The 13,832-nt window shown below is 65.4% G+C and carries 11 protein-coding genes; 6 read left to right on the forward strand and 5 right to left on the reverse strand.

The features are described 5' to 3' along the window. Nucleotides 1-32 precede the first annotated feature (32 nt). The 4 genes from RS899_RS07640 to lpdA form a co-directional block, all read right to left on the reverse strand. Nucleotides 33-1,034, reverse strand: coding sequence for a two-component system response regulator (locus RS899_RS07640; protein ID WP_315809534.1), 1,002 nt, complete (start codon nt 1,032-1,034; stop codon nt 33-35). Beyond that, nucleotides 1,031-4,714, reverse strand: coding sequence for a PAS domain S-box protein (locus tag RS899_RS07645; RefSeq protein ID WP_315809535.1), 3,684 nt, complete (start codon nt 4,712-4,714; stop codon nt 1,031-1,033). The genes RS899_RS07640 and RS899_RS07645 overlap by 4 nt, the downstream gene beginning before the upstream one ends. Nucleotides 4,715-5,018: 304 nt before the next feature. Beyond that, entirely contained in the window at nt 5,019-5,288 is a 270-nt protein-coding gene (locus RS899_RS07650; protein WP_024763325.1) for a hypothetical protein, read from the reverse strand. 246 nt (nt 5,289-5,534) lie between these two features. After that, the gene (gene lpdA, locus RS899_RS07655; RefSeq protein ID WP_315809536.1) at nt 5,535-6,950 is read right to left on the reverse strand and encodes a dihydrolipoyl dehydrogenase; all 1,416 of its coding nucleotides are present in this window, start codon (nt 6,948-6,950) and stop codon (nt 5,535-5,537) included. Nucleotides 6,951-7,160: 210 nt separating this feature from the next. On the opposite strand from lpdA, the gene RS899_RS07660 reads away from it, so the two are divergent. The 5 genes from RS899_RS07660 (at nt 7,161) to ppk2 (ending at nt 11,226) form a co-directional block, all read left to right on the forward strand. Next, nucleotides 7,161-8,282 carry a M14 family metallopeptidase gene (locus RS899_RS07660; RefSeq protein ID WP_315809537.1) on the forward strand — a complete coding sequence of 374 codons (1,122 nt, stop codon included), beginning with the start codon at nt 7,161-7,163 and terminating at the stop codon, nt 8,280-8,282. A gap of 265 nt (nt 8,283-8,547) precedes the next feature. Continuing rightward, nucleotides 8,548-8,703 (forward strand): hypothetical protein, encoded by a 156-nt coding sequence (locus RS899_RS07665; protein ID WP_315809538.1) that lies wholly within the window; start codon nt 8,548-8,550, stop codon nt 8,701-8,703. Between the two features lie 336 nt (nt 8,704-9,039). Next, a complete protein-coding gene (locus RS899_RS07670) occupies nt 9,040-9,432 on the forward strand; it encodes a hypothetical protein (RefSeq protein WP_054907686.1) in 393 nt (130 codons plus the stop codon). A 135-nt stretch (nt 9,433-9,567) separates the two neighbouring features. After that, complete coding sequence (locus RS899_RS07675) at nt 9,568-10,020, forward strand: PaaI family thioesterase (protein WP_054907685.1); 453 nt, start codon at nt 9,568-9,570, stop codon at nt 10,018-10,020. 288 nt (nt 10,021-10,308) lie between these two features. Beyond that, nucleotides 10,309-11,226: a polyphosphate kinase 2 gene (gene ppk2 / locus RS899_RS07680; RefSeq protein WP_054907684.1), complete on the forward strand. Its 918-nt coding sequence runs from the start codon at nt 10,309-10,311 to the stop codon at nt 11,224-11,226. A 69-nt stretch (nt 11,227-11,295) separates the two neighbouring features. On the opposite strand, the gene RS899_RS07685 is transcribed toward ppk2, so the two are convergent. Beyond that, a complete protein-coding gene (locus RS899_RS07685) occupies nt 11,296-12,531 on the reverse strand; it encodes a tetratricopeptide repeat protein (protein ID WP_054907683.1) in 1,236 nt (411 codons plus the stop codon). Between the two features lie 259 nt (nt 12,532-12,790). On the opposite strand from RS899_RS07685, the gene RS899_RS07690 reads away from it, so the two are divergent. Further along, nucleotides 12,791-13,504: a hypothetical protein gene (locus RS899_RS07690; protein WP_082450569.1), complete on the forward strand. Its 714-nt coding sequence runs from the start codon at nt 12,791-12,793 to the stop codon at nt 13,502-13,504. Nucleotides 13,505-13,832: the final 328 nt, after the last annotated feature.

The following is a 13,832-nucleotide window of genomic DNA, read 5'->3' on the forward strand; positions in this document are numbered from 1 at the left end:
GAGAGTAAAGCAGGATTTGCGCGGCCTGCGGCTCAGCCGGCGTCGGCCCAGCGCTCGCGCACGGCGAGGATGTCGGGCAGGCAACCGAGGAAAAGCTCCACCAGCTCCGGGTCGAACTGGCGGCCTTTTTCCCGACGCAGCAGTTCGATGGCCTCGTCGATGCTCCAGGCCGGCTTGTACGGGCGCACGCTGGTCAGCGCGTCGAATACGTCGGCGATGGCGACGATGCGGCCCTCCAGGGGGATTTCCTCGCCGCGCAGGGCATTGGGGTAACCCGTCCCGTCCCAGCGCTCGTGGTGGGTGAGGGCGATGCTGCGCGCCAGGGTGAGCAGGGTGGAGTCGTGTTCGCCGATGATCCGCGCGCCGATCTCCGGGTGCTGGCGCATCACCGCCCATTCCTGTTCGTCGAGGCGGCCAGGCTTCTGCAGGATGGCATCGGGAATGCCGATCTTGCCCACGTCGTGCATGGGCGCCGCGTTGAGCAGGTCGTCGGCGGCCTTCTCCGAGAAGCCGGCGGCGCGGGCCAGGATGTGCGCGTAGTGGCTCATGCGGATGACGTGCAGGCCGGTCTCGTTGTCCTTGTACTCGGAGGCCTTGCCCAGGCGCTGGACGATCTGCAGGCGCGTCTCGCGCAGCTCTTCCACGCGCACCAGCGACAGGTGCGTGCGCACGCGCGCTTTGACGATGGGCGGGCTCACCGGCTTGGTGATGTAGTCCACCGCGCCGACCTCGAAGCCCCGCGCCTCGTCGGGCACATCGGCCAGCGCGGTGACGAAGATCACCGGGATGGCGCAGGTGGCCTGCTCGGCCTTGAGCCGCTGGCAGACCTCGAAACCGGTCATGCCGGGCATCATCACGTCCAGCAGGACCAGGTCCGGGCGTTCGCGGTTGGCCAGCTCCAGCGCCTTGTCGCCGTCCTTGGCGAACAGCAGGCGGTAGTCGTCCTGCAGGATGTGGCGCAGCACCTGGAGGTTGGTGGCTTTATCGTCCACCAGCAGCAGGCAGGGACGATGATCTTGGGCGGTCAGGGTCATGCTTGCTCCAGGCGGGCGCCGAGGGTCCGGACCCATTCCAGGGCCTGGTCGAAGTCGAAGTCGTCGATGGCATAGCGCAGGGCTTCGAAGGCCTCGCGGTGTTCGCCTTGGGCGGTGCCCAGGCGCAGGCGTTCCAGTGCCTGGTCGTCCAGGCCGCCGCGGGAAAGGGCCAGTTGCAGGGCCTGCAGCGCGTCGCGCAGGTCCTGCGAGGCGGCCTCGCCAACGGCTGCCCCAACCGCCTCGGCGAAGGCTTCCGGTACCAGCGGCACTGATTCGCGGACCGTGGTGAACTCCGCGCGGACACGCTCCAGGGCCGCCGCCAGTTGTTCAGCCTTGCCCTGCTCTGCGGAGCCTTCCAGTGCGCCGATGGCGCCGGCCAGACGCGGCAGGGCGAGGTTGGCGGCGGCGCCGCGCAGGCGGTGGGCGAGGGCGGCAATGCCGGCGCGATCGCCGTTGCTCACTGCGCTTTCCAGGGTGTTCAGGCTGGTTTCCTGCTCTTCGAGGAAGCGCACGATGGCCCGTGCCATGGGCAGCGGCCCGCCCCACAGGCGGGCGCCGACGGTCCAGTCCAGGGTTGCCAGTGGTGCTGGCGCGGTGGCTTGCGTGCTGCGTACTGCGGGCGCGGCGCCGAGCAGGCGGGCTATCTCATCCAGCAGGGCATTGAGCTCCAGCGGCTTGCTGGCGAAGCCGTTCATGCCGGCGTCCAGGGCGTTCTGCCGGTCGCGGTCGAGCACGCTGGCGGTCAGGGCAATGATAGGGACGGCCTCGACGCCACGCTGCTGCTCGAGGGTGCGGATGCGCCGGGTGGCTTCCAGGCCGTCCATGCCGGGCATCTGCACGTCCATCAGGACCAGGTCGAAGTCCTGCGCGCTGTAGGCCTCCACCGCGGCCTGGCCGTCGCCGACACTGTGCGGGTGGTGGCCCAGGCGCCGCAGGTTCAGCTCCAGCAGCTCGACGTTCTGCGGCACGTCGTCCGCCACCAGGATGCGCAGCGGCGGCAGGCCCGGCGCGTGGCTGCGGGTAACCGGTTGCACACTGTGGCCGGCTGGCAAGGGCAGGTCGACGGTGAACACGCTGCCCCGGCCCACTTCGCTTTCCACGGTGATGCGGCCGCCCATCAGCTCCACCAGCTGGCGCGAAATGGTGGTGCCCAGCCCGGTGCCGCCGAAGCGCCGGCTCATGGAGGCGTCGGCCTGGGCGAAGGGGTCGAAGATGCGCTCCAGGCGGTCGGCGGCGATGCCGATGCCGGTGTCGCGGATGGCCAGGCGCAGCGCGCCGGGTTCGCCGCTGATCACCAGCCGCACTTCGCCGCGCTCGGTGAATTTCACTGCGTTGCCCAGCAGGTTGGTCAGCACCTGCTGCAGGCGCAGCGGGTCGCCGCGGAAGTACTCGCCGGCGCGCGGGCCGTAGTCGATCTGCAGGCTCAGGCCCTTGCGCTCGGCGGACAGTCGCAGCGCCGCGCAGACCTGCTCGCACAGCTCCGGCAGGGAGAAGTCCAGGGCTTCCAGTTCGATGGCGCCACGGTCCAGCTTGGCGGTGTCGAGGATGTCGTTGAGCAGGCCCAGCAGCGAGCGCGAAGCGTTCTGTACGGTGCTCAGGTAGCGCCGCTGATTGTCTTCCAGCGGTGAATCCAGCAGCAGTTCGGTGAAGCCCATGATGGCGTTCATCGGCGTGCGGATTTCGTGGCTCATGTTGGCCAGGAAGCTGCTGCGCGCGGCGGCGGCCTGTTCGGCGCGGTCGCGGGCGCTGCGCAGTTCCTGCTCCATGACCCGGCGCGGGGTGAGGTCGGTGGCCAGCTTCACCACCTTCACCGGTTTGCCGTCGAAGTCGAGGATCGGGTTGTAGGTGGCGTGGATCCACACCTCGCGCCCATCCCTGGCCAGGCGGCGGTATTCGCCGGCGTTGTACTCGCCCTCGCGCAGGCCCTGCCAGAAGGCCTGGTAGCGGGCGCTGGCGGCGATGTCCGGCGGGCAGAACAGGCTGTGGTGCTGGCCCAGTACCTCGGCTTCGGTGTAGCCGAAGAGTTCGAGGATGTTCTCGTTGGCGGCAAGTACGCGGCCGTCCAGGTCGAATTCGATCAGCGCCATGGCGCGGCCAATGGCGGTGACCTTGCCTTCGTACTCGTTGCTCAGCAGCTTGGTTTCGGTCTGGTCGAGCAGCACCCCGTCGATCCACTGCGGGTTGCCAGCCTCGTCGTAGCAGGCGCTGCCGCCTTCCCAGATCCAGTGTTCGGCGCCGCTGCGGTCGAACAGCCGGTACTCGACGACGTAGCTGCGGCGCTCGGCAATGGCGCGGCGGACTTCCTCGTTCACCGCTTCCTGATCATCGGGATGGTAGAGCTGGGCGAAGGTGATGCGCTGGTCGCTGAAGTCCTGCGCCGACCAGCCGGTGACGGCCTCCACCGCATCGCTGACGAACAGGGTGCTCCAGGCGTCGTCCGGGAGGACGCGGAAGGCGATGCCGGGCATGTTGCGGATCAGCGAGCGGTACTGCTCCTCGCTGGTGCGCAGGGCCTGCTCCATTTCGCGGCGTTCGCTGATATCGGCGACGAACACGACGAACCAGGGCTTGCCGTTGTGATCGGTGACGCCGAGGCTGACGCGCACGGGGATTTCCCGGCCGTCGCGGGTCAGGCCTTCCAGCTCCAGTTCGGAGTTGCTGAACTGGCGCTTGCCACTGCTCTTGTAGTTCTCCAGCGCCATGCGGAACTGATGGCCGTAAGCCTCGTTCATCAGCACCTGCATGGGCTTGCCCACCAGCTCGTGCGGGTGCCAGCCAAACAGGCGCAGCACCGCGTGGTTGACCGAGCGGATCACGCCGCTGTGATCGATGGTGAGGATCGCCTCGACGGCGGCGTCGAGCAGCGAATCCAGGTGCTTGCGCCGGCGCTCCAGCTCCTGGAACAGCTGGCGATAGCGCAGCAGGCCGTTCACCGCGGCGACGCAGATGCTCAGGCTGATGGTGGCCATGGACACCGCCATCGCCAGGTAGAAGCTGCCCTGCACGCCTTGCGGCACGCCAAATTCTTCCATGCCGACGAAACGTGCCGCCGCCATCCCGGTGTAGTGCATGCCGGCAATTGCCAGGCCCATCACCAGGCCGCTGACCAGAATGGCAAGGTTCGGGCGCATCTTGCCGCGCAGGCCGAAGCGCACCCAGAGCGCAATGACGGCCAGGACCACCGCGACGAGGATCGACAGGGCAAACATCCACGGGTCGTAGCGCAGCAGCGGCGCCATCTGCATGGCCGCCATGCCGCTGTAGTGCATGGCGCCGATGCCGGCGCCGACCAGCACGCCGCCACCGATGAACTGCAGCGTGCTGACGTTGCGCTGGGCCAGCAGGTTGAGTGCGATCCAGGAGGCGAACAGGCTCGGCAGGCCGGAAAGCAGGGTGATCAACGGGTCGTAGCGCACCGCCGCGCAGAGCTGGAAGGACAGCATGCCGATGAAGTGCATCGCCCACACGCCACCGCCCAGGGCCACCGCGCCGGTGCCGATGGCCAGTTGGCGGTAGAACGGGCTGCGCGCCAGCCGCGCCACGCCTGACAGTTGCAGGGCCATGGTCGAGGTGAAGACGGCAATCAGGATGGAGAGCAGCACCAGAGCATTGTTGTGCTCGCCGAAAACCAGCAGCGAAGGAGTGTCGCCGCTGTAGAAATATCGCTGCAGATCGAGCATTGAACGAGACCGTACTGCGTGCCGAAGGCCCGGTGGAAGACGAGACGGGGTGAGCAAAACACAGGATGGCTGCAAATTGCCATCATTGTCGATCGCTGCTCCCGCTGAACCGGCAGTGGAATGCGGGTTTCGGACGAGCGGAAAGCCAATGTTCGGAATCGAAGCTGAAACGATGCAGCTCGGACGGCGACCGACACTTCGTTGTCGGCTGACGAAGCGGCAAATTGAGCGCTTGCCGACGGCTGGCGCCGGAAATGAAGAAGCCCGGCTTGGGGCCGGGCTTCTTGGGGTACCTGTCTGCGGATCAGGCGGGCATGTGCCATTCCTGCAGGCGGTAGCCTTCGCGGTTCAGCTCGTCGCGGGCCTGGTTCAGCAGGCCTTCGAGCTGCTCCGGGTCGGAGTAGGCGGAGCTGGGAATGCGGGTGAGGCCCAGCAGACGGGTACCGGTGCGATCGAGGACGGACAGGTCGAGGCTGCCGTCGCCCCCTTGGTCAACCCAGGTCACACAATTGAAGGGTTGGAAGGCTCGTCCAGTGATCAGCAGAGCCTCGTTGAAACGAAGAGTCGCATGCATGGTTGTGATCTCTCTGCGTGGTAATCCATTGCGAAGGTGGCGAAAGCGGTTCATCCACTTTCGTGTTCGTTCACGCAATTGATGGATTCAGAGTCGAAGAAAGTCACAACCCATGTCGCGGTTGTACACAAAATAGTCGCAAATAAAACTGTTTCAGTCGCTACAGGCCCCGTCAGCCGTGGCCTGTAGCGATTTTCGGGGTGCGCCATCGCGCCGCATGTGCCATCTGTAGTTGGCGACGAGCGGTCAGGCCTGCATGGCCCAGCCGTCCACGTTCATCGCCGCCTGGCGCAGTGCCTCGGAGCGGGTCGGGTGCGGGTGGCAGGTGCGCGCGATGTCCTCGGCGGCGCCGCGGAACTCCATGGCCACGCAGTACTCCGCGATCATGTCGCCGACGTTCGGGCCGATCATGTGCACGCCGAGGATCTCGTCGCTGCGCTCGTCCGCCAGCACCTTCACGAAGCCCTCGGTCTCGTGGTTGATCTTCGCCCGGCTGTTGGCGGTGAAGGGGAACTTGCCCACTTTGTAAGCGCGGCCCTCGGCCTTGAGCTGCTCCTCGGTCCTGCCCACGGTGGCCACTTCCGGATGGGTGTAGATCACGCTGGGGATGACGTCGTAGTTCACTTCCCCGGCCTTGCCGGCAATCAGTTCGACGCAGGCGATGGCCTCGTCCTCGGCCTTGTGCGCGAGCATCGGGCCGGAGGTCACGTCGCCGATCACCCAGATGCCCGGCACGCTGCTGCGGTGTTCATGGTTTTCCAGCATGCCGCGCTTGTCGGTAGCCAGGCCCACGCTTTCCAGCCCCAGGCCCTGCGTATAAGGGCGGCGGCCGATGGCGAGCAATACACGATCTGCCTGAATAAGCTCCGCCTGGATCGACTCTGCCGCGCCGCCAGCAGCCGGCTCGACGCTCAGGGTCACTTGCTTGCCGCTGACCTTGGCCTGGGTGACTTTCGAACCCAGCTTGAAGCTCATGCCCTGCTTGGTCAGCGCGCGCTGGAAGGTCTTGGCGGTTTCCAGGTCCATGCCGGGGCAGATGCGGTCGAGGTATTCGATGACCGTGACTTCCGCACCCAGGCGGCGCCATACCGAACCCAGCTCCAGGCCGATCACGCCGGCGCCGATTACCACCAGGTGCTTGGGCACCTCGGGAATCGACAGCGCGCCGGTGGAGTCGAGGATGCGCTTGTTGTCGACGTCCACGCCCGGCAGCGGGGAGGGCTCGGAACCGGTGGCGATGATGATGTCCTTGGCGGTGAGGCTGCTCTTGCTGCCGTCGGCGGCGGTCACTTCCACCTTGCCCGGCCCGTCGATGCGGCCCCAGCCCTTCACCCAGTCCACCTTGTTCTTGCGGAAGAGGAATTCCACGCCCTTGGTCAGCGCGGTCACGCTCTCGGCCTTCTGCTTCATCATCTGCGCCAGGTCCAGCTTGGGCTTGACCTGGATGCCGAGGTTGGCGAACTCGCCGCCGGCCGCCGCTTCGTACAGTTCCGACGCGTGCAGCAGCGCCTTGGACGGCATGCAGCCGACGTTCAGGCAGGTGCCGCCGAGGGTTTCGCGGCCCTCCACACAGGCGACCTTCAGGCCCAGCTGGCCCGCGCGAATGGCCGCGTTGTAGCCGCCGGGGCCGCCGCCGATGACGATCACATCGTATGCGCTCATGCAGTGCTCTCCGAGTTGGAAAAAGGGGTCAATCGAGGTTAGCCCGCGCTCGCCGGATCACCAGCGCAGGGCCTGGGATAAGCGTTACTCGATTTATATTACGAACATAATATATTATTCAACGCAAGTCACGCAGACATGACAGACGCGGCGGGGAGGGCGAAAATGCAGGGCTTTGGCGCCTCAGGTTCGTGCGCCTACGGAGAATTCATGAAGATCGACTGCGATTTCGACAGCGGCAACATCCAGGTCATCGACGACAGTGACCCGCGCCACGTGCGCCTGGCGCTGCGCCCGGACACCAAGAGCCCGCACTTCCAGTGGTTCCACTTCAAGGCCGAGGGCCTCGAACCCGGCCAGCAGTACCGGTTCAGCCTGACCAATACACCCGGCTCCAGCTACACCGGCGGCTGGCCGGGCTACAACGCGGTGGCTTCGTATGACCAGCGCGACTGGTTCCGCGTGCCCAGCACCTATGATTCCAACGGCCTGCACTTCAGCCTCGATGCCGAACAGCCCCAGGCCTGGTTCGCCTACTTCGAGCCCTACAGCCGCGAACGTCACGCCGAACTGGTGAAGCGCGCCCAGGCCAATGGCGCCGAGTTGCTCGCCACCGGCCACAGCATCGAAGGCCGCGAACTGCCCCTGCTGCGCATCGGCAAGGGCGCGGCGGGTGCGCGGAAGATCTGGCTGATCGCCCAGCAACACCCCGGCGAGCACATGGCCGAGTGGTTCATGGAAGGCCTGATCGATCGCCTGCAATCGGGTGATGCCGAGGTCCAGCGCCTGCTGGAGCGCGCCGACTTCTACCTGGTGCCGAACATGAATCCGGACGGTGCCTTCCACGGCCACCTGCGCACCAACGCCGCCGGCAAGGACCTGAACCGCGCCTGGGCCGCGCCCAGCGCCGAGGAAAGCCCGGAAGTGCTGTTCGTCCAGCAGCAGATGGCCCAGTACGGCGTCGACCTGTTCCTTGACGTGCACGGCGACGAGGAAATCCCCTTCGTATTCGCCGCCGGCTGCGAAGGCAACCCGGAGTTCACGCCGCGCCTGGATCGCCTGGAAAGCCTGTTCCGCGAGCGTCTGGAAGCCAACGGCGAATTCCAGAGCGTGCACGGCTACCCGAAGGACGCCCCCGGCCAGGCCAACCTGACCCTGGCCTGCAATCACGTCGGCCGCACCTACGACTGCCTGTCGCTGACCCTGGAAATGCCGTTCAAGGACCACAACCTGTCGCCCAACCCGCGCACCGGCTGGAGCGGGGCGCGGTCGAAGGCGCTGGCGGAGGCGGTGCTGGTCACGGTCGCCAGCCTGGTCGACGAGCTGCGCTGATTCGCGAGCGGACGGACATCGCGGTTTGCGTTAGCCCGCCCCGGAGTTCTTTGTAGGACCGAGGGAACGCCTAGTCCTTGCTCGCGAACCCGCCCAGCCGCTGGGTGTTCGCGAGCAAGCTCGCTCCTACAGAAAGGCGTCTTTCCCGGCGACGTCTTACATCCCTGGCGGCTGACCGTTGGGGTAATCCGTCCCGCCTGGCTGTTGAATCTTCACCCTCGCGTGCTAATCCAAAGCATGAGGCATACGAATTCAGGAGGCAGGTATGACTCGACATTGCAAGCTGTTGACCCCGCAAGTCATCGAAGACCTGCAGGACCGCACGGACGCCCTGGAAGAACTGGATTTCAGAGAGCGCCGTGAAGTGCGCAAGAACCGCGCGGGCGAACACAGGTCACGCACCTTTGCTGGCGCAGCCTGAGCCAGCAGGCCGAGGGTTATGCCTCACTAGGGAGTGCGCCAGGCAGGGAGATACGCCAAGGTCGATTCGGCTTTCCGCCGGATCGGCCTTATGTGATGTTGGGCCGCAGTCATTCACTTCGTCGGACTGCTTCTGCTGTTCCGCGTCGTCAGCTCCCTTCTGTCATCCGTTTCCAGGCTGGAGACGGCATTTTAGAGCGCCGCGTATCTGTAACTTCAGGCTTACCCAATAGTCGATGTCATACAAAATACAGACTGAAAACTTGAACTGCTTCACATAAACTCGGGTCTTCCGTTAGCGCATTTCGCTCTACCCGCAGCCGTCAGAAGTAACCCCATGGAAAACCACAGTACCCCCCTGGGTCCGGTTCCCGCTCATCTGGTCCGTGAAGCCGTGGCCAAGAAGACCGGTCTGGGATGGGTGGTCGAGTTCAACGTTGCCACCTGGCTCAACCTGGCTGTGCGCGACGACACCGGTATATCCCTCAAGATCAGTTACCTGGACGGCGACAAGCCCCGCGAAGTGCTGGTCGACAAGGGCAGCATTTTCGGCGCCCAGCGCATCCTGCTGTGCGGCATCGCCCGCCTGGGGGTGAACCAGAAGCTGGAGTCCATGAGCCTGTCGCTGGAAACGCGCTCGCCGATCCAGTCGCTGCTGGTGGAGGAACTCTTCGTCCAGGCCGTCGAGCGCCAGAGCGAAAAGAAGAACGGCACCCGCAAGGCGCGCTGACCCCCCGCGCCGGTGGGGCGCTGAGCGTTGCAATCGGTGGGCATTCCCGCCGTGCATGAAGCTTCGTCGGGCTTGCGATCTGCCGATCGGAGCGGGGAATATCGCCTGGCCCCACTCGTTGCACCAGGAAGCCCCATGCCCCTCGATATCGAACAGCTCAAGCTCTACACCGCACACCGTGGCATCGCCATTCCCATGCTCGACTTCCTGCAGTTCCGCCATGCCCCGGCGGACGACGGCAATGGCCCCGGTCGGCTGGTGGTGCGCGTCGAACCGCAGCACGTGAACGGCTGGGCCAACGCCCATGGCGGGCTGATCATGACCCTGCTGGATGTCGCCATGGCGCTGAGTGCCAGCGATGCCGACGAAGCCGGCCGCGGCGTGGTGACGGTGGAAATGAAGACCAATTTCCTGCGGCCGGGCGGGGAAGTGGGTGAGGTGCTGGAAGCCCTTGGCAGCGTCCGCCACCACACGCGCTCCATCGCCTTCTGCGAGGCCGAGTTGCGCAATAGCGCCGGTGTGGCCGTGGCGTCCGCCTCCGGCACCTTCAAGTACGTCAACAAGCCGCGCCCGCTGGCTGACGCCTGAGCATTTTCCGCCCCCGAATATTCACCTCCCCACGGCCGCGGACGGATGTTCGCGGCTGTTTCCCCGGGCTGATAGCGCTTCGATACCAGCACCGCTCGGCGGCCCGGCGGCGTTCTTAAGATCTTCTTAATTCATCGGGTGTCCTATCAAGGGACGCTCTAGCACGGGCTCTGCAAGAAACTTCTTTCACCGGTTGTAATGAATTCGTCATAAAGCGTGTCTACATTTTTCTGTCATGAAAGTGTCACTCAATGTGACTGAGCCAGTGACGGCACAAGGCAACCCACCATGCTGCTCGATGACAAGAACTTCCCACGGCGCGTCCAGCGCGACCTGCAGGACGACCGCGACGAAGAGCTCGAACTCGAACTGTTCGACGAACTCTACGATTTCGAAGGGCTGCGCCACGGCAGCCTGCAAACCCATGAAGAGCGCCTGGCGCGCCAGCGTTACTTCCACACCCTGTTCAGCCTGCAGGCCGAGCTGGTCAAGTTGCAGAACTGGGTGGTGAAGACCGGCCACAAGGTGGTCATCCTCTTCGAGGGGCGCGACGCTGCCGGCAAGGGCGGCGTGATCAAGCGCATCACCCAGCGCCTCAATCCGCGTGTCTGCCGCGTCGCCGCGCTGCCCGCGCCGAACGACCGCGAGCAGACCCAGTGGTACTTCCAGCGCTACGTCTCGCACCTGCCGGCGGCGGGGGAGATCGTCCTGTTCGACCGCAGCTGGTACAACCGCGCCGGGGTCGAGCGGGTGATGGGCTTCTGTACCGACGGCCAGTACGAGGAGTTCTTCCGCAGCGTGCCCGAGTTCGAGCGCATGCTGGTGCGGTCCGGCATCCAGGTCATCAAGTACTGGTTTTCCATCTCCGACGAGGAACAGCACTACCGTTTCCTCAGCCGAATCCATGATCCGCTCAAGCAGTGGAAGCTCAGCCCGATGGACCTGGAATCGCGCCGCCGCTGGGAGTCCTACACCAAGGCGAAGGAAATCATGCTCGAGCGCACCCACATCCCCGAGGCGCCCTGGTGGATCGTGCAGGCTGACGACAAGAAGCGCGCACGACTGAACTGTATCAGCCACCTGTTGAGCCAGATTCCCTACCAGGAAGTGCAACTGCCCGCTGTCAGCCTGCCCGAGCGGCAGCGCCACGAAGGCTACCGCCGGCATCCCACGCCGCTGGAGTTGCAGGTGCCGGAAGTCTACTGACCGGTAGCGGGCGCTTTCGCAGGATGGCGTGGAGTCGCGCCACCGGCGCGATTCGCACTCGGGGATCATTCACGCCAGGCTGCGCACCGTGCAGCTGCCGTCCGTAATGGCGTTGCAGAGGAAGTACGGCATCCATTCCTCCCAATGTCCCTTCGCCACTGGCGATTCGTAACGGCATAGCAGCGTGCCTTCGGCTTCGAACAGGCCCCAGGGCTGCAGCTCGCCGTCCTTCAGCTTGCTCGGCACCTTGATGCCCTGGTAGCTGACGTTGCAGCCGACATGGAAGGCTTCCATCCGCCAGCGCACCGGCTCGTGCGCGGGGAAGGGCTGCGCCTCCAGGAAGCCGAACAGTTCGTCATGGTTCAGCAGGCTCTGGCGGATGGTCGGCCACAGGCTGCGGCGCAGGAAGTACTGGTCGGCGAAGCGCGGGTGCGCCTTCTCATCCTTCAGGTACTGGGCGATCAGCTCGCGGATGCCCGGCAGGTTCGGGTTGTGACAGCCAGCCCACATGCCCGCCAGCAGCAGTTCGGTGTGGCTGAAGTAATCGCGCATGTGGTGATACCAGAAGCCACTCTGCAGCCACGCCTCAACGGCCGCACGGTCGCGTTCGGAGAGCAGCGAGTCGGCATCGCGCACCTGGAAGCGCGAGACTTCGCCGTCCTCCATCACCAGGAAGCGCCACATCGTCGGCGGGATCGAAGCGCGTGTCGCCGGGTCCACCAGCACCACCTGTGCCCCGGCTTTCGCCAGGCGATCCAGCACCGTCGGCGGCACCGATTCGTCCACGTAGAAGCGGCAGCGCCATTGCGGGAACAGCTCGCGTGCGGCCTCCACGTTCTTCAGCGCGCTCTCGCAATAGCGGGGGCGGGCACCGAACAGCGAAAACACGATCAGGTTGCGTTCCGGTCTCGAGCCGTCAAACGGCGGGGGCGGTGCATCGGGCAGGGGATAGGCGGGGAGCTGGCCGTACTTGCGATCCGCCACGCTCAGCGACAGGTTGCCGTAGCGGCGCACCAGGTCCTCCCGCTTCAGCCAGCCGCAAACCTCCGTCAGCCCGTCCAGCGCGGTGTCCGGCATCCTGTCTTCGCCCAGCGTATTCAGCAGCTTGAGATAGGTCTTGTAGGCCTGTTCGTAGTCTTTGGTGCGCATCAGGCACAGGGCATAGTCCGTCAGCAGCGTCGGATTGTTCGGCGAGAGCTGCAGCGCCTGACGCGCCACGTCACGGCCCTGGCGGTAATTGCCTGCCGCCAGGGCGGCGCGGAAGGTGGCGGCCAGCTTTTGGAACTTCTTCTCGACGGCAGACATGCAGAAACTCTCCAGGGCAGGAGGGCGGCGGGTATTTCTGCCCGGAATGAGCAGCCCGCGCGCCCTCGATTGCATGGAGCGCAAGGCTAGGGAGCGGGGGGAGAGGGCTCTATCGGATATTTCCTGCGCGCGGCGGCGATAAGTACGAAGTCTCTTCCGCGCCGCCGCTGTCTCCCGGCTAGCGGTGATATCGGCCCGCCACTATTCTTTGCCCGCAGGAAATCCATCGGGCCCTGAAGCCTTGTCAGCGGGTGATCGAATGAATCGAATCGGACTGGCGAGCTTGCTCGCCATGCTTGTCAGCGCACCGGGCCTTGCCGTCGAGTTCGCCAGAACGGACAAGGGCTGCCTGGTTCAGGACTGGAACGCCCAGCGCTCCAATCCCAGCTACATCTGGTCCGGCCAGTGCGTGGGCGGTTTCGCCGACGGCAAGGGCATCCTCTTGTCGCTGGTGGACGGCCAGGTGTTCTCCACCACCGAGGGCACCCTGCGCAAGGGCAGTTTCAACGGCCCCGCGGTGATCCAGTGGGCCAAGGGCGACCGCTACGAAGGCGAGTTGCAGAACGGCACGCTCAGCGGCCACGGCACCTATCGCTACCCGAATGGCACCACCGCCAGCGGCGTGTTCAGCAACAGCCAGTTGGTGCAGGCCGATGCCCCGGCTGCGCCGGCCAGTGGCAGCCAGAACGCCAGTGGCGCAGCGGCTTCCGGCGAAGTCGGCTCGGTCGACCTCTCCGGTGGCTGCCAGGCAGCGCAGCAGAAGGGCCAGGCCTACATGGAACGGCTCGGCCAGCAAGCCAACAACCAGGACCTTGGCATTTGCGGCTCCGCTAGGGCGATGCACAAGATCGGCGAGATGACCGTGCGCGTGGCCGAGCTTTGCCATGAAATCCCCACCTGGACGCAACTGCGTGACGAAGGCCAGCGCATCATCCGTGAAAGCCAGGAAACCATGGACGGCTCCTGCGGCTGAGGCCGCCATGAGCCTGGAGAGCGTGGAGCGCCGCGCTACCCATCGCGCTTGCGACCACGGTCCCGATGATTCGTCGGAAGGTTCGTTCCTGCCGGAACCGGCCGGGCAATTGGCCTCTTCTGGAAGGGCTGCGCAGCTCTCCCCATCCCTGGCTGCACGCGTCGCTTCGAAGAGAAAGGGTTGATCGCGCAGGGCCGGACTGACGCCGGGCCCTTGTTCGCGAATCCACTCGGCACTCCATTGAAAAAGCCGTCCCGAGGACGGCTTTTTCGTCAGTGCGCCAACCGGCTGCAATCAGTGCCAGAACAGCGCGATCAGGATGATGATC

Origin of the sequence: Pseudomonas sp. C9-3, assembly GCF_032392015.1 — a bacterium.
Lineage (GTDB): Bacteria > Pseudomonadota > Gammaproteobacteria > Pseudomonadales > Pseudomonadaceae > Pseudomonas > Pseudomonas nitroreducens.